Origin of the sequence: Burkholderia sp. AU33545 (assembly GCF_020419685.1) — a bacterium.
GTDB lineage: Bacteria > Pseudomonadota > Gammaproteobacteria > Burkholderiales > Burkholderiaceae > Burkholderia > Burkholderia diffusa.
In genome coordinates, this window is the sequence record NZ_JAIZRQ010000005.1 from 555696 (window position 1) to 576563 (window position 20868).

The 20868-nt window shown below is 66.4% G+C and carries 16 protein-coding genes and 1 pseudogene; 15 read left to right on the forward strand and 2 right to left on the reverse strand.

Annotated features, from left to right (window positions below; translation table 11 throughout):
• Positions 1-70: 70 nt before the first annotated feature.
• The 8 genes from hflX to LGM71_RS20115 all read left to right on the forward strand — a co-directional run bounded on the left by hflX (position 71) and on the right by LGM71_RS20115 (position 9297).
• Positions 71-1246 (forward strand): GTPase HflX, encoded by a 1176-nt coding sequence (gene hflX, locus LGM71_RS20080; RefSeq protein WP_226116106.1) that lies wholly within the window; start codon positions 71-73, stop codon positions 1244-1246.
• Positions 1247-1293: 47 nt separating this feature from the next.
• The gene (gene hflK, locus LGM71_RS20085) at positions 1294-2652 is read left to right on the forward strand and encodes an FtsH protease activity modulator HflK (protein WP_226116093.1); all 1359 of its coding nucleotides are present in this window, start codon (positions 1294-1296) and stop codon (positions 2650-2652) included.
• A gap of 15 nt (positions 2653-2667) precedes the next feature.
• On the forward strand, positions 2668-3567 hold the full coding sequence (hflC, locus tag LGM71_RS20090; RefSeq protein ID WP_059604397.1) for a protease modulator HflC: 900 nt from the start codon (positions 2668-2670) through the stop codon (positions 3565-3567).
• A gap of 36 nt (positions 3568-3603) precedes the next feature.
• Positions 3604-3795 carry a DUF2065 domain-containing protein gene (locus LGM71_RS20095; protein WP_009687995.1) on the forward strand — a complete coding sequence of 64 codons (192 nt, stop codon included), beginning with the start codon at positions 3604-3606 and terminating at the stop codon, positions 3793-3795.
• Positions 3796-3896: 101 nt separating this feature from the next.
• A complete protein-coding gene (locus tag LGM71_RS20100) occupies positions 3897-5045 on the forward strand; it encodes an ATP phosphoribosyltransferase regulatory subunit (protein ID WP_059604400.1) in 1149 nt (382 codons plus the stop codon).
• A 113-nt stretch (positions 5046-5158) separates the two neighbouring features.
• Complete coding sequence (locus tag LGM71_RS20105) at positions 5159-6505, forward strand: adenylosuccinate synthase (RefSeq protein ID WP_124903547.1); 1347 nt, start codon at positions 5159-5161, stop codon at positions 6503-6505.
• Positions 6506-6513: 8 nt separating this feature from the next.
• Complete coding sequence (locus LGM71_RS20110; RefSeq protein WP_059604405.1) at positions 6514-7110, forward strand: phosphoribosyltransferase; 597 nt, start codon at positions 6514-6516, stop codon at positions 7108-7110.
• Positions 7111-7383: 273 nt separating this feature from the next.
• The gene (locus LGM71_RS20115) at positions 7384-9297 is read left to right on the forward strand and encodes a potassium transporter Kup (RefSeq protein ID WP_226116094.1); all 1914 of its coding nucleotides are present in this window, start codon (positions 7384-7386) and stop codon (positions 9295-9297) included.
• A 111-nt stretch (positions 9298-9408) separates the two neighbouring features.
• Here LGM71_RS20115 and LGM71_RS20120 read toward each other — a convergent pair whose 3' ends face one another.
• Complete coding sequence (locus LGM71_RS20120) at positions 9409-11733, reverse strand: Tex family protein (protein ID WP_226116096.1); 2325 nt, start codon at positions 11731-11733, stop codon at positions 9409-9411.
• Between the two features lie 160 nt (positions 11734-11893).
• On the opposite strand from LGM71_RS20120, the gene LGM71_RS20125 reads away from it, so the two are divergent.
• From LGM71_RS20125 to LGM71_RS20135, 3 genes are all read left to right on the forward strand, one after another.
• Positions 11894-12643: a hypothetical protein gene (locus tag LGM71_RS20125; protein ID WP_124622667.1), complete on the forward strand. Its 750-nt coding sequence runs from the start codon at positions 11894-11896 to the stop codon at positions 12641-12643.
• 77 nt (positions 12644-12720) lie between these two features.
• Complete coding sequence (locus LGM71_RS20130; RefSeq protein ID WP_006755091.1) at positions 12721-12936, forward strand: YdcH family protein; 216 nt, start codon at positions 12721-12723, stop codon at positions 12934-12936.
• A 55-nt stretch (positions 12937-12991) separates the two neighbouring features.
• Positions 12992-15235 carry an ATP-dependent DNA helicase gene (locus LGM71_RS20135; RefSeq protein WP_226116098.1) on the forward strand — a complete coding sequence of 748 codons (2244 nt, stop codon included), beginning with the start codon at positions 12992-12994 and terminating at the stop codon, positions 15233-15235.
• Between the two features lie 81 nt (positions 15236-15316).
• Here the strand turns inward: LGM71_RS20135 and LGM71_RS20140 are convergent, their stop codons facing one another.
• Positions 15317-16141: an outer membrane protein assembly factor BamD gene (locus LGM71_RS20140; RefSeq protein ID WP_059604424.1), complete on the reverse strand. Its 825-nt coding sequence runs from the start codon at positions 16139-16141 to the stop codon at positions 15317-15319.
• Positions 16142-16182: 41 nt separating this feature from the next.
• Between LGM71_RS20140 and LGM71_RS20145 the strand changes: the two genes are divergently transcribed.
• The 4 genes and pseudogenes from LGM71_RS20145 to LGM71_RS20160 form a co-directional block, all read left to right on the forward strand.
• Complete coding sequence (locus tag LGM71_RS20145) at positions 16183-17391, forward strand: RluA family pseudouridine synthase (RefSeq protein WP_059604426.1); 1209 nt, start codon at positions 16183-16185, stop codon at positions 17389-17391.
• 6 nt (positions 17392-17397) lie between these two features.
• Entirely contained in the window at positions 17398-18237 is an 840-nt protein-coding gene (pgeF, locus tag LGM71_RS20150; RefSeq protein ID WP_226116100.1) for a peptidoglycan editing factor PgeF, read from the forward strand.
• Positions 18238-18606: 369 nt separating this feature from the next.
• Complete coding sequence (gene phaC, locus LGM71_RS20155; protein WP_175817948.1) at positions 18607-20481, forward strand: class I poly(R)-hydroxyalkanoic acid synthase; 1875 nt, start codon at positions 18607-18609, stop codon at positions 20479-20481.
• A 98-nt stretch (positions 20482-20579) separates the two neighbouring features.
• Positions 20580-20868 (forward strand): annotated as a pseudogene (locus LGM71_RS20160) (acetyl-CoA C-acetyltransferase); the annotation flags it as partial.

The following is a 20868-nucleotide window of genomic DNA, read 5'->3' on the forward strand; positions in this document are numbered from 1 at the left end:
CATCGCAGCGGCCGGCGTCCGGTCGCCGCGAGCGACCGATGCCAGCCGCCTTATCTTGACACCCGATAATTTGATCAACGCAGCGCTCGTCGGCATCGACTTCGGCAAGACCGATTTCGAAGCCAGTCTCGAAGAACTCAGTCTTCTCGCCTCCAGTGCGGGGGCCCGTCCCGCCGTCACCCTCACGGGTCGTCGCGCCAGTCCCGATGCCAAGATGTTCATCGGCAGCGGCAAAGCCGAAGAATTGCGGCTTGTCTGCGAAGCGCACAACGTCGAAATCGTCATCTTCAACCACGCACTGGCACCGGCCCAGCAACGCAATCTGGAGCAGGCGCTTAACAGGCGGGTGGTCGATCGCACGAGCCTCATTCTCGATATCTTCGCGCAGCGTGCCCGCAGCCACGAAGGCAAGCTGCAGGTCGAGCTCGCGCAGTTGCAATACCTGTCGACCCGCCTGATTCGCGCGTGGACCCACCTGGAGCGGCAAAAGGGCGGTATCGGCCTGCGCGGCCCCGGTGAAACCCAGCTCGAAACCGACCGCCGGCTGATCGGCGAGCGCATCAAGATGCTGAAGTCGCGGCTCGACCGGCTGCGCCGGCAGCACAGCACGCAGCGTCGCCAGCGCGCGCGCAGCGGCACGATGTCGGTGTCGCTCGTCGGCTATACGAACGCGGGCAAGTCGACGCTGTTCAATGCGCTGACGAAAGCGCAGGCCTATGCGGCCGACCAGCTGTTCGCCACGCTCGATACGACGTCGCGGCGCGTGTACCTCGGCGACGAGGCAGGCCAGATCGTAGTGTCCGATACGGTGGGGTTCATTCGCGAACTGCCTCACCAGCTGGTTGCCGCATTTCGCGCGACCCTTGAGGAAACGATCCACGCGGATCTGCTGCTGCACGTCGTCGACGCGTCGAGCGCGGTGCGGCTCGAACAGATCGAGCAGGTGAACGGCGTGCTGCACGAGATCGGTGCGGACACGATCCGGCAGGTGCTGGTGTTCAACAAGATCGACGCCGTGCCCGAGCTGGCGGCCCGCGGCGACGCGGTCGAGCGGGACGAGTATGGTAATATTTCGCGCGTCTTTTTGAGCGCACGCACCGGTCAGGGTCTTGATGCGTTGCGTGCCGCCATCGCCGAGATCGCCTCCGCGGAACACCTTTCCGGCGCGACGTTACCCAACGGCGCGCTCGACGGCGCACCCGTTGAACCGCACGAAGACCACACGATTTCCGAACACGGGCGCTAACCGGTCCCGGCCGGTTCGCTGGCGTCTAATCTGGTGAACAAACTCTGGTGAACGAATACAACGAGCGGAGTACCTGGCGGCGGATGCGCGCCTTGCTGTCAATCAACGATCCCCGCTGGGGACGCGGCGAAGGCAAGGGCAACGACGGATCCCGTCCGCGTGCGAACGAATCGAAGCGTCCGCCCGGTGGCGACGGTGACGGTCCGCCCGATCTCGACGAGATGTGGCGCAACTTCAACCGGCGTCTGAGCGGCCTGTTCGGCGGCAAGGGCGGCAACGGCTTCCGGCCCGACAATGGCCGGGCCGCGCGCGTCGGCGTTGGCATCGTGATCGGCGTGCTGGTCGCGGTCTACGCAGGCAGCGGGCTGTTCGTCGTGCAGGAGGGCCAGACGGGCGTCGTGCTGCAGTTCGGCAAGCTGTCCGGCACGGTTGGCCAGGGCGTGCACTGGCGCGCACCGTATCCGTTCGCGTCGCACGAGATCGTCGACACATCGCAGGTCCGTTCGATCGAGATCGGCCGCAACAACGTCGTGCGTCTCGCGAACGTGAAGGAAGCGGCGATGCTGACGCGCGACGCCGACATCGTCGACGTGCGTTTCATCGTCCAGTACCGCATTCGTTCGGCAACCGACTACCTGTTTCGCAGCGTCGACCCGGAGCGCAGTGTGTCGCAGGCCGCCCAGGCCGCGGTGCGTGCGATCGTCGGCACGCGCAGCGCGGCCGACATGCTGAACCAGGATCGCGACGCGCTGCGCGAGCAATTGTCCGCCGCGATCCAGCGCGATCTCGATCGCTACCAGTCGGGCCTCGAGATCACGGCCGTCACGATGCAGAACGTCGCGGCACCCGAGCAGACACAGGCCGCATACGCCGAAGTCGCGAAGGCGCGCGAAGATCGCGAGGCCGCGAAGCGTGCGGCGCAGGCCTATGCGAACGACCTGCTGCCGAAGGCGCAGGGCGATGCCGCGAAACTCGCCGATGAAGCGAAGGCGTATGCCGATCGCGTGGTGACGCAAGCAGAAGGCGACGCCGACCGGTTCAAGCAGGTCTATGCACAGTATTCGAAAGCGCCCGCGGTGATCCGTGAGCGGATGTACCTCGAGACGATGCAGGAAATCTATTCGAACGCGACGAAAGTGTTCGTCGGCAACAAGGGTGGCAACAGCGTCGTGTATCTGCCGCTCGACAAGCTCGTCGAGCAGGGGCGACAAAACGTCGCGAATGCCACGAATGCCGCGACGCCGGCCGGTGCATCCGAGCCCGCCGCGGCGTCGGCCCCGGCTGCCGCTGCATCGAGCGCACCCGCGAGCGCGGCTTCGTCCGCGGCGGCGCCCGCACCGGGCAGCGACGTGCTGCGGTCGCGCGAAGCGTTCCGCAGCCGCTCGCGTGAAGACGATACGAAGTAACGGAGAGCGCAGAACATGAACCGAATCATTGCGCTCGTCGTCGCAATCGTGATCGCCGCCTTCGCGGCGTCGTCGACCGTCCTGACCGTCGACCCGCGCCACACTGCCGTGTTGTCGGGCCGCGACGGCGCGCAACCCGAACTCGCGGGTCCCGGCATTCATTTCAAGTTGCCGCCGCCGCTGCAGACGGCGACGCTGATCGACACGCGCCTGCAATCGCTCGAGTCGTCGGATCCGTTGCAACTGGCGACCGAAGACAAGCACGATCTGCTTGTCGCGTATGCGGTCAAGTACCGGATCAGCGATCCGATGAAGTATTTCACGGCGACGGGCGGCGACCCGGCGGCTGCCACCGAGCGTCTGGCCGGCGCGCTGAAGAGCGCACTCGGCGACGCGTTCGGCAAGCGCGCGCTCGACGACGCGCTCGGCGGCCAGCGCGACATTGCCAATGCGGTGCGCGAGGCGGTTCGCGCGAAGGCATCGGGCTTGGGCGTCGACGTGGTCGACGTGCAGTTGACGCGTGTCGACTTGCCGGCTGCGCAGACGGATGCCGTCTATCAGCGGATGATTGCCGCGCTGCGCGACCAGGCCGCACAGGTGCGTGCGGGTAGCGCCGCCGATGTCGAGCAGATCAAGGCCGACGCGGAACGCGAACAGCAGGCGGTGCTCGCGAATGCGTACAAGTCCGCGCAGATGGTCAAGGGCGAGGGCGACGCGAAGGCCGCGTCGATCGCCGCCGAAGCGTTTGGCCGTGATCCGCAGTTCTATCAGTTTTATGCGAGCCTGCAGGCTTACCGGAATACCTTCAAGCGCAACGACATCATCGTCGTCGACCCCGACAGCGAGTTTTTCCGCTTCATGCGCAGCTCGACGGGCGGTGCCGCACCGGCGGCACCCGCTCCCCGCAAACACTGACCTTGGGGCGCCGCATCGAGCGGCGCCGTCGCTCGCATGGATCTGGCTGGCTCGTTGTTGCTCGCGGTAGCACTGATGCTGATTATCGAGGGGGCGTTCCCCTTCGTGTTTCCCGTCGCCTGGCGCGACACGTTTCGTAGAATAGCGGAGCGGCCGCCGCATCATATCCGGATCGGCGGGCTCATCGTGATGGCGCTCGGGCTCGTCCTGTTGCTGCTCGCCACCTGATCCGGACGGCGCACCCGCCGTTCGTTCCGCCCGATTTCCGATTTCCGATTCATCTCGCGGCGCGCGTGTCGCGCCCTGTTTCCTGTCGTAGGACCGTACCGATGTCGACCTGGTTACTTCCCGAGAATATCGCCGACGTACTGCCGTCGGAAGCGCGCAAGATCGAGGAGCTGCGCCGCAGGCTGCTCGATCGCTTCCGTTCGTACGGCTACGAAATGGTGATGCCGCCGCTGCTCGAATATCTCGAGTCGCTGCTGACGAGCGGCGGCGCCGACCTGCGCCTGCGCACCTTCAAGCTGGTCGATCAGCTGTCGGGCCGCACGCTCGGCCTGCGCGCGGACATCACGCCGCAGGTCGCGCGCATCGATGCGCACCTGCTGAACCGCCAGGGCGTGACGCGCCTCTGCTATGCGGGCCACGTGATGCATACGCGTCCGCGCGGCCTGCATGCGACGCGTGAACAGATCCAGATCGGCGCCGAAATCTACGGTCATGCCGGGCTGGAAGCCGATCTGGAGATCCAGCAGCTGATGCTCGACGCACTGCACCTCGCGGGGCTGTCGCGGATCCGTCTGGATCTGTGTCACGCGGGCGTGCTCGCGGCGCTGCTCGCACGCGACGCGCAGGCCGCCGAGCGCGGCGAGGCGCTGCACGACGCGCTGTCGGGCAAGGACGTGCCGCTGCTGAACGAACTCACCGACGATCTCGGCGCCGATACGCGCGCGGCGCTGCGGGCGCTGCCGCATCTGTACGGCGACGCGAGCGTGCTCGACGAGGCACGTGCACGCCTGCCGGTGCTGCCCGAGATCACGCGCGCACTCGACGATCTCGCGCAGCTCGCGGCGCAGGCGAAGGGCGTCGAGGTGGCGATCGATCTCGCCGACCTGCGTGGCTACGCGTACCACAGCGGCGCGATGTTTACGGCGTACATCGACGGCGTGCCGAACGCGATCGCGCGCGGCGGCCGTTACGACCACGTGGGCCAGGCCTACGGTCGCGCCCGCCCGGCGACGGGCTTCTCGCTCGACCTGCGCGAGCTCGCGCGGATTTCGCCGATCGAGGCGCGCGGCACCGCAATTCTCGCGCCGTGGGCACAGGACGACGCGCTGAGCGCGGCCGTTGCGGCGCTGCGCGATGCGGGCGAGGTCGTGATCCAGGCGTTGCCGGGGCACGACCACGTGCTCGACGAGTTCGCGTGCGACCGTTCGCTCGTCGAGCGTAACGGCGCATGGGTGGTCGAACCCCGTTAAACAGGCGTTCGCGGGCCGTCGTTCGGCGTGCATATCGTTGAAGCGAAACGGAAAAATTCGGAATCGCCCGCGAACATAGGTAGAATACGTTTTTAACCAGCTAACGAATCAACATGTCTGCCAGCGCAGTGAACGTGACTCCCGGGCGCAATGTCGTCGTCGTGGGAACGCAATGGGGTGATGAAGGCAAGGGCAAGATCGTCGACTGGCTGACGGACCACGCTCAGGGCGTCGTGCGTTTCCAGGGCGGTCACAACGCCGGCCACACCCTCATCATCGGCGGCAAGAAAACCATCTTGCGCCTCATTCCGTCGGGCATCATGCGTGAAGGCGTCGCCTGCTACATCGGCAATGGCGTTGTCCTGTCCCCCGAGGCACTGTTCAAGGAAATCGGCGAGCTGGAAGAGGCCGGCGTGAACGTGCGCGATCGCCTGTTCATCTCCGAAGCCACGACGCTGATCCTGCCGTACCACATTGCGATCGACCAGGCGCGCGAGGCGCGTAAGGGTGCGGGCAAGATCGGTACGACCGGCCGCGGTATCGGCCCCGCGTACGAAGACAAGGTCGGCCGCCGCGCGCTGCGCGTGCAGGACCTGTTCGACGCAAAGACCTTCGCCGACCGCCTGCGCGAGAACCTCGATTTCCACAACTTCGTGCTGACCCAGTACCTGGGTGGCGCGGCCGTCGATTTCCAGGCCACGCTCGACACGATGCTCGGCTACGCCGATCGCCTGAAGCCGATGGTGGCCGACGTGTCGCGCCGCCTGTACGACGCGAACAACGCCGGTCAGAACCTGTTGTTCGAAGGCGCGCAAGGCACGCTGCTCGACATCGACCACGGCACCTATCCGTTCGTCACGTCGAGCAACTGCGTCGCGGGTGCGGCATCGGCCGGCGCTGGCGTCGGTCCGCAGAAGCTGAACTACATCCTCGGCATCACGAAGGCGTACTGCACGCGCGTCGGCTCGGGCCCGTTCCCGAGCGAGCTGTACGACGCGGACAACCCGCAGCGCCAGGACCAGGTCGGCGTTACGCTGGCGAACGTCGGCAAGGAATTCGGCTCGGTCACCGGCCGTCCGCGCCGCACCGGCTGGCTCGACGCGGCGGCGCTGCGCCGCTCGATCCAGATCAACGGCGTGTCGGGTCTGTGCATGACGAAGCTCGACGTGCTCGACGGCCTCGATGAAGTCAAGCTGTGCGTCGGCTACAAGATCGACGGCAAGGACGTGGACATCCTGCCGCGCGGTGCGGCCGATGTCGCGCGTTGCGAGCCCGTGTACGAAACGTTTGCCGGCTGGAAAGAAAGCACCGTCGGCATCAAGGCGTGGGACGCGCTGCCGGCGAATGCTCAGGCATACCTGGCCCGTGTCCAGGAAGTGGCCGGCGTGCCGGTCGACATGGTTTCGACGGGGCCGGATCGCGACGAGACGATCCTGCTTCGCCACCCGTTCAAGGTGTAATTCTCAGCATGACGCAGCAAATCACGATGACGGCGGCAGACTTGATGACCGATCCGCGCAACGACGACAAGAACCTGTGGGTGGGCTGGGACGAATACCATCGTCTGATCGAGCTGCTTGCGCTCCAGGTGCATGCATCGGGCTGGAAGTTCGATCAGATCCTGTGCCTCGCGCGCGGCGGTCTGCGCGTCGGCGACCAACTGTCGCGCATCTATGACGTCCCGCTCGCGATCCTCGCGACGAGTTCGTACCGCGAAGCGGCCGGCACCGAGCAGGGCGAGCTCGACATCGCGCAGTACATCACGATGACGCGTGGCAACCTCGAGGGCAACGTGCTGCTGGTCGACGATCTCGTCGATTCGGGCGTCACGCTCGCGCGCGTGCAGGAGCACCTGAAGGAGCGCTATCCGGCCGTCAAGGCCGTGCGCTCGGCGGTGCTCTGGTACAAGGGTTGCTCGAAGATCAAGCCTGACTATCACACGCAGTATCTGCCGACGAATCCGTGGATTCATCAGCCGTTCGAAGAGTGGGACACGGTTCGTCCGCATAATCTCGAGGCGTGGATCAAGCGCGGTCGTGCGCAGCGCGACGGCTCGGGCGCGTAAGTGTCCGGCTGATCGAAGGAAAGCCTTGTACGGCGCCGCTTGCGGCGCCGTTTTTCATTGCGGCGCCGGGCTGGTGGGTACCACAATCGGTCTTGACGGTAGGCAGACGGCGCGGCCCCGGCTATGATGGCAGCCCTGCCACAGCTCGCGCAGGATTGCATGCGCAGCGTGGATCACGTGGCTTCAGGGCAACAGGGCAGGACGGTTTTTCAGGGGGGCGCGAGTAGAATAGCGCTCGTTTTGTCCGAACCGGACCCGATTATTAAGCTTCATATGAACGACACGATCCAGGCGACCGACGCAGCCCATGCGCATTCGACGCACCAACACTCGATGCGGGCGCTTGCGATAGCGGCCATCGGCGTCGTGTTCGGCGACATCGGCACGAGCCCGCTGTATTCGCTGAAGGAGGCGTTCAGCCCCGCACACGGCATTCCGCTCACCGAAGGCTCGATTCTCGGGGTGATCTCGCTGCTGTTCTGGGCGATCATCCTGGTGGTCGGCATCAAGTATCTACTGTTCGTGATGCGGGCCGACAACAACGGCGAGGGCGGCGTGCTCGCGCTGATGGCGCTGTCGCTGCGGCCGCTCGACTCGAAAACCCGCGTCGCGGGCGCGCTGATGGCGCTCGGTATCTTCGGCGCGTGCATGTTCTACGGCGATGCGGTGATCACGCCGGCGATTTCCGTGATGTCGGCCGTCGAAGGTCTGGAGATCGCGACGCCGCACCTGTCCCATCTCGTGATGCCGATCACGATCGTGATCCTGATCGCGCTGTTCTGGATCCAGCGTCACGGTACCGCGATGGTCGGCAAGCTGTTCGGGCCGATCATGGTGCTGTGGTTCATCGCGATCGCGGCGCTCGGTGTGTATCACATCGCGCGCGTGCCGGGCATCATCGCGGCGATCAACCCGTATTACGCGGCGTCGTTCATGTCGGAGCATGTGCTGCAGGCTTATGTCGTGCTCGGTTCGGTCGTGCTGGTGCTGACCGGTGCGGAAGCGCTCTACGCGGACATGGGCCACTTCGGCGCGAAGCCGATTCGCCTCGCCGCATACGGGCTCGTGATGCCGTCGCTCGTGCTGAACTACTTCGGCCAGGGCGCGCTGCTGATCCAGAACCCGAAGGCGATCGAGAACCCGTTCTTCCTGCTGGCGCCGGAGTGGGCGCTGCTGCCGCTCGTCGTGCTGTCGACGGTTGCGACCGTGATCGCTTCGCAGGCCGTGATCTCGGGCGCGTATTCGTTGACGTCGCAGGCGATCCAGCTCGGCTACGTGCCGCGCATGAAGGTGCTGCATACGTCCGAGCTGGCGATCGGCCAGATCTACGTGCCGGTCGTGAACTGGCTGCTGCTGTTCGTGATCCTCTGCATCGTGGTCGGCTTCAAGAGCTCTGACAACCTCGCCGCCGCGTACGGTATCGCGGTGACGGCGACGATGGTGATCACGACCGTGCTCGCGGCTGTCGTGATGGTGAAGGTATGGAACTGGAACCGGCTGCTCGTCGGCGCGATCATCGCGGTGTTCCTCGCGGTCGACCTCGGCTTTTTTGGCGCGAACCTGCTCAAGGTCGCGCAGGGCGGCTGGCTGCCGCTCGGCATCGGCGCGCTGCTGTTCTTCCTGCTGATGACCTGGTACAAGGGCCGCCACATCGTCAAGGAGCGTACGGCTGCCGACGGTATCCCGCTCGAGCCGTTCCTGCAGGGGCTGCTCGCGCACCCGCCGCACCGTGTGTCGGGTACGGCGATCTACCTGACCGGTAACGACAAGCTCGTGCCCGTCAGCCTGTTGCACAACCTGAAGCACAACAAGGTGCTGCACGAGCGGACCATTTTCCTGACGTTCGTCACGCGCGACATCCCGTACGTGCGCGACGACAAGCGCCTGAGTTCACGTGACGCGGGCGGCGGTCTGTACATCGTCAAGGCCGAATACGGCTTCAACGAGACGCCGGACGTGAAGGCCGTGCTCGAGGAATTCGGCCGCACGCACGACATGACGTTCGAACTGATGGACACGTCGTTCTTCCTCGCGCGCGAAACGGTCGTGCCGACGCATCTGCCCGGCATGTCGATCTGGCGCGAACGCGTGTTCGCATGGATGCATCAGAACGCGGCGAAGCCGACCGACTTCTTCTCGATCCCGGCGAACCGCGTCGTCGAGCTCGGCACCAAGATCGAAATCTGATCGGCGCACGGGCCGCATATGCGGCCTATGTCGATCCGGCAACGTTTGCCGAAGCCATGAAAAAGCCCGCCTTCCGGCGGGCTTTTTTGCGCGTCGACAGCCTTCGCGTGTTCAGCGCTTCAGCTTCGCGAACGCCGCGGCCATCGCGCCGGCCGGTTCAGGCTCGCGCGAACGCTGCGGGCGCGCCGCGCCGCGGCCGGCATTGCCGCGATCCTGGCCGCCGCGCGGCGCCATGCCGGGCGCGGCCGCTTCGTCGTCGAGGCGCATCGTCAGCGAAATGCGCTGACGCTTTACGTCGACGTCGAGCACCTTGACCTTGACGACCTGGCCGGCCTTCACGACTTCGTGCGGATCCTTGATGAACTTCGTCGACATCGCGGACACGTGGACGAGGCCGTCCTGGTGCACGCCAACATCCACGAATGCGCCGAACGCCGCGACGTTCGTCACGACACCTTCAAGCAGCATGCCCGGCATCAGGTCAGACACCTTTTCGACGCCGTCACGGAACGTTGCGGTCTTGAATTCGGGGCGCGGGTCACGACCCGGTTTTTCGAGTTCGGACAGGATGTCGCGCACGGTCGGCAGGCCGAAACGTTCGTCAACGAATTCGGTCGGCGACAGGCCGGACAGCGCATCACGGCTGCCGAGCACGTCGTCGATCCGCTTGTTGATCCTCGCGAGGATCCGTTCGACGACCGGATAAGCCTCCGGGTGGACCGACGAGCGGTCGAGCGGATTCTCGCCGCCGTTGATGCGCAGGAAGCCGGCTGCCTGTTCGAAGGTCTTGTCGCCGAGGCGCGGCACCTTGCGCAGGTGATCGCGCGACGGGAACGGCCCGTTCGCATCGCGGTAGTCGACGATGTTGCGCGCGAGCGTGGCGTTCAGGCCCGAGACGCGTGCGAGCAGCGCGACCGACGCGGTGTTCGCGTCGACGCCGACCGCGTTCACGCAATCCTCGACCACCGCGTCGAGCGAGCGGGCGAGTTCGCGCTGGTTCACATCGTGCTGGTACTGGCCGACGCCGATCGCCTTCGGCTCGATCTTCACGAGCTCCGCGAGCGGGTCCTGCAGGCGGCGGGCGATCGACACGGCGCCGCGCAGCGACACGTCGAGTTCCGGGAATTCCTTTGCGGCCAGTTCGGACGCCGAGTAGACCGACGCGCCGGCTTCCGACACGACGATCTTCTGCAGCCGCAGTTCGGGGTGCTTCGCGATCAGCTCGCTCGCGAGCTTGTCGGTTTCACGGGACGCGGTGCCGTTGCCGATGCTGATCAGCTCGGCCTGCGTCTGCGCGGCGATGCGCGCGAGCTTCGCGAGCGAGCCGTCCCAGTCGCGCCGCGGCTCGTGCGGGTAGATCGTATCGGTCGCGAGCAGCTTGCCGGTGCGGTCGACCACGGCGACCTTCACGCCCGTACGCAGGCCGGGGTCGAGACCGATCACGGCCTTCGGGCCGGCCGGCGCGGCCAGCAGCAGGTCCTTCAGGTTGCGGGCGAACACGCGGATTGCTTCGGCTTCCGCCGTTTCGCGCAGTTGCGTGAGCAGTTCGTTCTCGATGTGCGGCTGCACCTTCACGCGCCAGCACCAGCGGCACACGTCGGACAGCCACTTGTCCGCCGGGCGGCTCTGGTTCGCGATCCCGAAATGGCGCGCGATCATCGCTTCGCCGGGATGCGGGATCTGCGCGTCGAGTTCCTCGCCGAGCCCGAGCTTGACGGTCAGCACGCCGGCATTGCGGCCGCGGAACAGTGCCAGCGCGCGATGCGACGGCACGGTGCGGATCGTTTCCGCGTAGTCGTAGTAGTCGCGGAACTTCTCGCCTTCCTCGTTTTCCTTGCCTTCGACGACCGCGGAGGACACGACGCCCTGGCTGTGCAGGTAGTCGCGCAGCTTGCCGAGCAGTTCGGCTGTTTCGCCGAATTGCTCGGACAGGATGTCGCGGGCGCCGTCGAGGGCGGCCTTCACGTCGGCGACGCCCTTGTCGGCATCGACGTACGCGGCGGCTTCCGTCTGCGGGTCGAGCAGCGGATTCGCGAGCAGCGCCTGCGCGAGCGGCTCGAGGCCGGCTTCGCGCGCGATCTGCGCACGCGTGCGGCGCTTCGGCTTGTACGGCAGATAAAGGTCTTCGAGCACCTGCTTGCTGTCGGCCGCGTCGATCGCGGCGCGCAGTTCGTCGGTCAGCTTGCCCTGTTCGTCGATGCTCGACAGGATCGCCGCGCGGCGATCCTCGAGCTCGCGCAGATACAGGAGGCGTTCCTCGAGCTGGCGCAGCTGCGTGTCGTCCAGGTTGCCGGTCACTTCCTTGCGGTACCGGGCAATGAACGGAACGGTCGAGCCTTCGTCGAGGAGTTGCACTGCCGCCGCGACCTGGCGCGGCTGGACGGACAGTTCGGTGGCGATGCGCTGTACGATCTTGAGTGCTACGGTTTCCGTCATGTCGTGGATGATCTGCCTGCTGAAATCGCGGCGCGGGCCGGCAGGCCGCGCGCCGCGGGCTGCAAGACGGGCCCGCCGGACCAGATGCCGCGGGTGAGTGAAGCGGGGCATTTTGCCATAAATGGCGGAGCGTCCAGCCGGGGGTGATAGAATTTGACACATGTCCCGCAGCTTTCCTACGACGTTGCCAACTTCCCGCATTTCTCTCGTCGCGCTCGGCGCAGCGCTCGCCGCGGCTTTGTCCGCCGGGTCTACCGTCGCGTACGCACAGGCATCGGGCGCCACCGCGCCGGACGCCGCAGTGGCCGCGCCCGTCGCCCCCTCCACCACGCAGGATTTTGACGCCCGTCAAAAAGTGCTCAATCAACGTTCCGCGGAAAACGATTATCGTTATGCCGTGGCGGAGCACGATTGTTACAGCAAGTTCTTCGTCAATCACTGTCTCGGCAATGCGCGCGACCGGATGCGCGAGGAGCGGGCGAGCATCCGTCAGGAGCAGCTCGCGCTCGACGACGAACAGCGCGCGGTGCGGGCGCAGCAGCGCGACCAGCAGCAGGCGTTGAAGCAGGCGCAGAATGCGGCGGAAGCGCCGCAGCGCGCGGCGAACGATGCGGCGAACGCGGCTGCGTTCCGCGACAAGCAGGAGCAGAATGCGCTGAAGCAGGCGCAGCGCGGCGCCGAAGGCCCGCAGCGCGCCGCGAACAAGCAGGCATACGACCAGAAGCAGGCAGACTTCCAGCGCAAGCTCGACCAGGCGCGCCAGCAGGGCGCGCAGAAGGCGCAGGAGCGGGCGGACAACGCCGCGCGCTACGAGCAGAAGCAGAAGGAAGCCGCCCAGCACAAGGCCGATGTCGAGCGGCGTCAGCAGGAAGCGGCCGACAAGGCCAAGCAGCAACAGCAGGGGCAGTAACGTGTTGGATTGATCCGGAGTCAGTCTCGTGCGTGCCGGCACGCCAGTCGGCGCGCTGCTTCGATGAGGAGGCGCATATGCAAAACCGTCCCACGGAACAGCAGCAGGAATTGCACAACCGTTTGGCTGCATTGCAGGAGCAGCACCAGCAGCTCGCTCGGGAGATCGAGCTGAAGGAAGGACACTCCGACATCGATGACATCACGCTGCACCGGCTGAAGAAGGAAAAGCTGGCGGCCAAGGACAAAATCATTTTGCTGCAATCGCAGCTGGAACCGGATAAGCGCGCCTGAGCGCGGCCTGGCAAGCGCCGGCGCCGCTCGGGCGCTGGACACAGGAACGCTTGCCTTGAATTCACCGCTTGATGCCAAACCCGATTCCCGGCGTGACGCGTCGTCCGCCGGGCGCGTTCGTGCGCCCGAAGGCACCTTCGAGCTGAGCCGCAAGCGCGTCGACGAACTCGACACGATCTTCGGCGACGGCGGATTGCTCGCGCGCGCGCTCGACGGCTATCACCCGCGTCAGTCGCAGATCGAGATGGCGCGCGCGGTCGCGTCCGCGATGGAGGCGTCCGCGCGCCGGATGCCCGAGCCGGAGATCTTCGAGACCCGCAAGCGGCCGGCGCGCCGCCTCGGCGAAGGCGACAAGGCGGCCGAATCTGCCGCGGAGGGTGTTGCGCCCGAAGCCGACGGCGACGCTGGCGACAATACGCTGATCGTCGAGGCCGGCACCGGCACCGGCAAGACCTATGCGTACCTGGTGCCCGCGATGCTGTGGGGCGGCAAGGTGATCGTATCGACCGGCACGAAGCACCTGCAGGACCAGCTGTTCCAGCGCGACATCCCGACCGTGCGCAACGCACTCGCGGTGCCGGTGACGGTCGCGATGCTCAAGGGCCGCTCGAACTACCTGTGCCATTACTACCTGCAGCGCACGGCCGACAACGGTCGCTTGCCGTCGCGCCAGGATACCGCGTACCTGCAGGAAATCGTCCGGTTCGCCAAGGTCACGAAGAGCGGCGACAAGGCCGAACTCGCGAGCGTGCCGGAGACGGCACCGGTGTGGTCGATGGTCACGTCGACGCGCGACAACTGCCTCGGCCAGGAGTGCCCGCATTACAAGGAATGCTTCGTGATGCAGGCGCGCCGCGAGGCCCAGCAGGCGGACATCGTCGTCGTCAACCATCACCTGTTCTTCGCGGACATCATGCTGCGCGACACCGGGATGGCCGAACTGCTGCCGAACGCGAACACGGTGATCTTTGACGAAGCGCACCAGTTGCCGGAGACGGCCACGCTGTTCTTCGGCGAGACGCTGTCGACCACGCAGATCCTCGAACTTGCGCGCGACACGGTCGCGGAAGGCCTGAGCCATGCGCGCGATGCGGTCGAGTGGGTGAAGCTCGGCGGCGATCTCGAACGTGCGGCGCGCGACCTGCGTCTCGCGTTCGCGAACGACCAGATCGTGCGCATGTCGCTCGCGCAACTGGGCGACGATCACCCGATGTTCGGCGCGCTCGACGCGCTCGAAGTGGCGCTCGATGCGCTTGCCTCGGCGCTCGCGAGCCAGGCCGAGCGGGCGGAGTCGCTCGGCGCGTGCCTGCGGCGCGCACGCGAGCTGCAGGACCTGCTCGCGGGCTGGGTTGCGCCCGGCGCGGCGGAAGCGGCCGCGAAGGCCGATGCCGCGGCAGCCGGCGACAAGGCGGCCACCGACGACCCGAACGAGAAGGTGCGCTGGGTCGAAGTGTTCGCGCATACCGTCCAGCTGCACGAGACGCCGCTGTCGGTCGCGCCGATTTTCGCGAAGCAGCGCGCCGGCGTGCCCCGCGCGTGGGTGTTCACGTCGGCGACGCTGTCGGTGCGCGGCGACTTCACGCACTACGCGGCCCAGATGGGCCTCAGCTCGCGGCGCTCGATGACCCTCGCAAGCCCGTTCGACTATCAGACGCAGGGCCTGCTGTATGTGCCGCGCAACCTGCCGCAGCCGTCGTCGCCGGCGTTTACCGATGCCGTGTTCGATGCCGCGTTGCCGGCGATCGAGGCATCGGGCGGCGGCGTCTTCATGCTGTGCACGACGCTGCGCGCGGTCGACCGGATCGCGTCGAAGCTGCGCGACGTGATCGAGTCGCGCGGCTGGAACACGCCGCTGCTGGTGCAAGGCGATGCCAGCCGTACCGAACTGCTCGATCGTTTCCGCTCGTACGGCAATGCGATCCTCGTCGGCAGCCAGAGCTTCTGGGAAGGCGTCGACGTGCGCGGCGACGCGCTGTCGCTCGTTGTGATCGACAAGCTGCCGTTCGCGCCGCCTGACGATCCGGTGCTGGCCGCGCGGCTCGACGCGCTGACCAAGAAGGGCTTGAGCCCGTTCGCGGTTCACCAGCTGCCTCAGGCCGTGATCACGCTGAAGCAGGGCGCAGGCCGGCTGATTCGCGCGGAGACGGATCGCGGCGTGCTGATGATCTGCGACACGCGGCTCGTCGACAAGCCTTACGGTCGACGGATCTGGCAGAGCCTGCCGCCGTTCAAGCGCACCCGCGAGATCGCGGTCGTGCAGGACTTCTTCGACGAACATCGCGCGGCAAAGCGCGCGTGATCGCGCTGCCGCCCGCTGCAGGCGGCACCAACAAAAAACCCGGCTCGATGGCCGGGTTTTTTGTTGGTGCTCGGGCGTCGCTCAGAACTGCCACCACGACTTCTTCGTACCGGGGCGCGAATGGCCGGTGATGTACGGGCTGTCCGGGAAGGTCCCCGCGAGCACGCGCTTCGTGTCTTCCGCGAGTTCCGGCTGGTTCAGCTTGCCGTACGACAGGATCATGATGTGCAGCGCGTCCTCGATCGCCGGCGCGCCCTTGTAGTCCTTGATCGCGAGCTGCGCGCGGTTGATCGCCGCGACATAGGCGCCACGCCGATAGTAGTAGTCGGCCGCGTGCACCTCGTGCGAGGCGAGCGCGTTGACGATGTAGCGCATCCGGGCGGCGGCGTCGGGCGCGTACTTGCTCTTCGGGTAGCGGTCGACGACGACCTTGAACGCGTCGTACGATTCGCGCAGTGCCTGCGGATCGCGCTCGCTCATGTCCTGGCCGGAGAAGCGGCCGAACAGGCCGAGATCGTCGTTGAAGTGGATCATCCCCTTCAGGTAGTACGCGTACGGGATATCCGGGTGATCCGGATGCAGCTGGATGAAGCGGTCGACGGCCTGGTCGGCGGCTGCCGCTTCGTTGTCCTTCCAGTTGCAGTACGCGACGTTGATCTGCGCCTGTTGCGCGAAATGGCCGAACGGATCGCGACCTTGCAGCGATTCGAAATATTTCGCGCACTTGCCCCAGTCGCCGCCGGACAGTGCGTCCTGGGCCTCTGAGTATAATTTGTTGTTCGACCAGGTAGCCGTCTCGTCCTGCTTCTGCGGCAAGCCGTGGCAGCCGGCGATGAGGGCCGCGGCCGCTACCGCCGCAGCTCGGGCGGCGACGGTTTTGGCCGTACGTTTGGTCGAATTCATCATGCTCGCATGTCCTAGCTTCAAGTCTCGGTGACCCAGTCTAAATGACCCGTTCAAGTTCGCAGAATGCCCCGCAGGGCAAGTCAAATCGCGAAGATTATAGCCCAAGCGATCGGCCCGCCGACGCTGCGTCGGGCGATTCCCCCGATGACGATCTGGCTGCAGGCGCGATGCAGCCGCCTGTCGTGCCGTCCGCGGCGGTCGACGAGGCCCCGCGCGTCGTCGAAGTGCCGCTGTCGCTCGCGGGTGAGCGCCTCGATAAAGCGCTTGCCCAACTGTTCCCCGAATTCTCCCGCAGCCGCTTGCAGAGCTGGATCGAGGCACAGCGCGTGCTGGTCGACGGCGCGCCGGCGAAGATCCGCCAGCCGGTGCCGCTCGGCGCAAGGATCGAGCTCGTGCCCGACCTGCTGCCGGAGCAGCTGGCGTTCACGCCGGAGCCGGTGCCGCTCGACGTGATCTACGAGGACGACGCGCTCGTCGTCATCAACAAGCCGGCGGGCGTCGTCGTCCATCCGGCTGCCGGCAACTGGAGCGGCACGATCCTCAACGGCCTGCTGCACCGCTACGGCGACGCGGCGGCCGGCCTGCCGCGCGCGGGCATCGTGCACCGGCTCGACAAGGAGACGTCCGGCCTGATGGTGGTTGCGCGCACACTCGCCGCGCAGACCGACCTCGTGCGCCAGCTGCAGGCGCGTACCGTGAAGCGCCGCTATTTCGCGCTCGTATGGGGCATGATGCCCGAAGACGGCACGATCGACGCGCCGATCGGCCGCGATCCGCGCGAGCGCACGCGCATGGCCGTCGTCACCGGCGCGTCGGGCAAGCCCGCGCGCACGCATTTCCGTACGGTTGACACATGCATGTGGCAACGTCAGCCGGTGTCCGCGATCCAGTGCGATCTCGAAACCGGCCGTACGCACCAGATCCGCGTGCACTGCGCGCATGTCGGGCATCCGCTGCTCGGCGATCCGGTGTACGGGCGCGCGCGCGGCAAGCGCTCGGTCGCGCCGCTGCCGGGCGGGTTCGCGCGGCAGGCGCTGCACGCCTGGCGGCTCGGCCTCGTGCATCCGGTCACGGGCAAGACGATGCAGTGGCGTTGTCCGTTGCCGGACGACATGAACGCGCTCGTCGCGGCGCTGGGCTTCGGGCAGGGCGACGAGGAATTCGACGATGAAGATGGTGTCTACGACGATGACGATTTCGCCGGCGAATATCAGGATCACGACGACGATTACGACGATGAGGAGGAGTGAGTGCCGATGACGAACCTGGCGCCGTTGACGTGGCAGGACTGCGTGCGGCCCGACTGGCAGGTGGCGCCGCGCGTGCGTGCGCTGATCACGACGCGCGACGGCGGCGTGAGCGAGGGCCCGTACGGGCGCTGGCAGGACGGCGCCGCGTTGCCGGGCGGGATGAATCTCGGCCAGCATACCGGTGACGATCCGACCCATGTCGCCGCGAATCGCGCGCGCTTGCTCGCGCTGGCGGGACAGTCGCGAGCGGCATGGCTCGAACAGGTTCACGGCGCGCGGATCGTGCGTGCGGACGAAGTGATCGAGGCCGCGCCGGGTGCCGAGGCGCCCGTGCGGGCCGATGCGAGCGTGACGGACCGCGCGGGCGCGGTCTGTGTCGTGATGGTCGCCGATTGCCTGCCGGTGCTGTTGTGCGACGCGCGGGGCCGGGCGGTAGGTGCCGCGCATGCTGGCTGGCGCGGGCTCGCGGCCGGCATCGTCGAGCAGACCGCGGCCGGCGTCGCGGCACTCGCCGGCGGCGCGACGGATGATCTCCATGCGTATCTCGGGCCCGCGATCGGCCCGCGGGCGTTCGAGGTCGGCGCAGACGTGCTCGAGGCGTTTCTCGACACGGCTCCGCAGTCGGAGCATGATGAGACGCGTCAAGCGTTCGTCGTGATCGACGGCGCGCCCGGCAAGTACCTCGCCGACCTCTACGCGCTTGCGCGCCTGCGCCTCGCGCGCGCAGGCGTGACGCACGTGAGCGGCGGGACCGCCTGCACGGTCACCGAACACGCGCGCTTCTATTCGTACCGGCGCGACCGCGTGACCGGCCGCATGGCGGCGGCGATCTGGCTGGCCGATTGACTGCTGACCGCGCACGTGCGCGCGCGGCTTGGCTTGTTGCGCTGCGAAATTGGTTATTGCGATATTGGCGCGGCAATGCGGCGTTGCATGGACAATCGAATGAATAATCGCGAAGTCAAGTCAATCAAAATGTTTTATGTTTCGCCGGAAGCCTTGTCCAGCTTGTTGCGCGCGGATTATCTCCGAGCAGAAATGCTCGGTGGTTTGACGCAGTGCTTCACATGGGGAAAACGATAATGATAAAAATACCGCACTGCGGCAGAATCTGGAGACGCCTCTCCAGAGCATGACGGCCCGGCTCGCAGCCGGCACGCCGCGCGCGAGCAGGATTTCACGATTGACGCTCACGAATCACCGGTAAGGCAGGTAATGACAGCATCGAAAAATTCGTCGACGTCCGCTCAAGCGGGCACTTTCGCGGGCAGCACCGGATTCGACCAGGCTACCCAGCCGATGCAGCAGATGTTCGAGGCATGGCTGAACGCCTGGCGCGGTTTCGCCGATCCGGCGCGCGCTGCAACGGCGGCGACCACGGCGAATCCGTTCGCCGCATTCCAGTTCCCGACATCCGTTCCGTTCCAGATGCCGTCGATGCCCGATCTGGGCGCCTTCGGCGGCCTGGCTTCGCCGTTCGCGGGATTGAAGCTGCCCGTGGCCGCGATCCCGCCTGAACGGCTCCAGAAGCTGCAGGCCGATTATGCGCGCGACTGCGTGACGCTCATGCAGCAGGCCGCCGCCGCGAAGCTCGAGTCGCCGGAACTGAAGGACCGCCGCTTCAGCGCGGATGCCTGGAAGGCGTCGCCCGCGCATGCGTTCGCGGCTGCGTGGTATCTGCTCAACGCGCGCTACCTGCAGGAACTGGCCGACGCGCTCGAGACCGATCCGAAGACGCGCGAACGCATCCGTTTCTCCGTCCAGCAATGGACCGCCGCGGCCGCGCCGAGCAACTTCCTGGCGCTCAATCCCGATGCGCAGAAATCGATCCTCGAGACGCAGGGCGAAAGCCTGCGGCAGGGGATGATGAACCTGCTCGGCGACATGCAGCGCGGCAAAATTTCGCAGACCGACGAATCGCAATTCGTGGTCGGCAAGAACCTCGGGTGTACCGAAGGCGCGGTCGTCTACGAGAACGACCTGATCCAGCTGATCCAGTACGCGCCGAAGACGGACAAGGTGTTCGAGCGGCCGCTCCTGATCGTGCCGCCGTGCATCAACAAGTTCTACATCCTCGACCTGCAGCCCGAGAATTCGCTCGTCGCGCATGCGCTGTCGAACGGCCATCAAGTGTTCCTCGTGTCGTGGCGCAACGCCGATGCGTCGGTCGCGCACAAGACGTGGGACGACTACATGAACGAAGGGCTGCTCGCGGCGATCGACGCCGTGCAGCAGATCAGCGGCCGCGAGCAGATCAACACGCTTGGCTTCTGCGTCGGCGGCACGATGCTCGCGACCGCGCTGTCGGTGCTCGCCGCGCGCGGCGAACATCCGGCCGCGTCGATGACGCTGCTGACCGCGATGCTCGATTTCACCGACACCGGCATCCTCGACGTGTTCGTCGACGAGGCGCACGTGCAGATGCGCGAGCAGACCATCGGCGGCAAGAACGGCGCGGCGCCGGGGTTGATGCGCGGCGTCGAGTTCGCGAACACGTTCTCGTTCCTGCGGCCGAACGACCTCGTCTGGAACTACGTCGTCGACAACTACCTGAAGGGCCGCACGCCCGCCGCGTTCGACCTGCTGTACTGGAACAGCGACTCGACGAGCCTGCCGGGCCCGATGTACGCGTGGTACCTGCGCAATACCTATCTCGAGAACAAGCTCCGCGTGCCGGGCGCGCTGACCGTGTGCGGCGAATCCGTCGACCTGTCGCGCATCGACGTGCCGACCTTCATCTACGGGTCGCGCGAGGATCACATCGTGCCGTGGCAGACGGCTTACGCATCGACGTCGATCCTGACGGGTCCGCTGAAGTTCGTGCTCGGCGCGTCGGGCCACATCGCGGGCGTGATCAATCCGCCGGCGAAGAAGAAGCGCAGCTACTGGGTCAACGACAACGATCTGCCCGGATCCGCGGACGACTGGTTTGCCGGTGCGACCGAGCAGCCGGGCAGCTGGTGGACGACCTGGGTCGAGTGGCTCGACCAGTACGGCGGCCGCAAGGTGGCGCCGCCCGCCAAGGCCGGTTCCGCGCAGTTCCCGGTGATCGAGCCGGCGCCGGGCCGCTACGTGTTGCAGCGCGATTGACGAAAGACGGACAGCGGCGCACGCTGTCCGGTGCACCGCAGTTTTTTAACAGGGCCGGTAGCGATGCGCCGCGTCGTGCGGGCCTGGAGGAAAGGGAAATGACGGACGTAGTGATCGTATCGGCCGCGCGGACCGCGGTCGGCAAATTCGGCGGTTCGCTCGCGAAGATCGCGGCACCGGAGCTGGGGGCGACGGTGATTCGCGCGGTGCTGGAGCGTTCGGGCGTGAAGCCCGAGCAGGTGAGCGAAGTGATCATGGGCCAGGTGCTGGCGGCGGGCTCGGGGCAGAACCCGGCGCGCCAATCGCTGATCAAGGCCGGCCTGCCGACCGCGGTGCCGGGCATGACGATCAACAAGGTGTGCGGCTCGGGCCTGAAGGCCGTGATGC

Bases quoted from the DNA above. Each gene is read 5' to 3' on its own strand.
- hflC (WP_059604397.1), top strand. From the start codon at position 2,668: ATGAACCGAATCATTGCGCTCGTCGTCGCAATCGTGATCGCCGCCTTC.
- LGM71_RS20095 (WP_009687995.1), top strand. From the start codon at position 3,604: ATGGATCTGGCTGGCTCGTTGTTGCTCGCGGTAGCACTGATGCTGATT.
- LGM71_RS20100 (WP_059604400.1), top strand. From the start codon at position 3,897: ATGTCGACCTGGTTACTTCCCGAGAATATCGCCGACGTACTGCCGTCG.
- LGM71_RS20105 (WP_124903547.1), top strand. From the start codon at position 5,159: ATGTCTGCCAGCGCAGTGAACGTGACTCCCGGGCGCAATGTCGTCGTC.
- LGM71_RS20110 (WP_059604405.1), top strand. From the start codon at position 6,514: ATGACGCAGCAAATCACGATGACGGCGGCAGACTTGATGACCGATCCG.
- LGM71_RS20115 (WP_226116094.1), top strand. From the start codon at position 7,384: ATGAACGACACGATCCAGGCGACCGACGCAGCCCATGCGCATTCGACG.
- LGM71_RS20120 (WP_226116096.1), bottom strand. From the start codon at position 11,733: ATGACGGAAACCGTAGCACTCAAGATCGTACAGCGCATCGCCACCGAA.
- LGM71_RS20125 (WP_124622667.1), top strand. From the start codon at position 11,894: ATGTCCCGCAGCTTTCCTACGACGTTGCCAACTTCCCGCATTTCTCTC.
- LGM71_RS20130 (WP_006755091.1), top strand. From the start codon at position 12,721: ATGCAAAACCGTCCCACGGAACAGCAGCAGGAATTGCACAACCGTTTG.
- LGM71_RS20140 (WP_059604424.1), bottom strand. From the start codon at position 16,141: ATGATGAATTCGACCAAACGTACGGCCAAAACCGTCGCCGCCCGAGCT.
- LGM71_RS20145 (WP_059604426.1), top strand. From the start codon at position 16,183: ATGACCCGTTCAAGTTCGCAGAATGCCCCGCAGGGCAAGTCAAATCGC.
- pgeF (WP_226116100.1), top strand. From the start codon at position 17,398: ATGACGAACCTGGCGCCGTTGACGTGGCAGGACTGCGTGCGGCCCGAC.
- phaC (WP_175817948.1), top strand. From the start codon at position 18,607: ATGACAGCATCGAAAAATTCGTCGACGTCCGCTCAAGCGGGCACTTTC.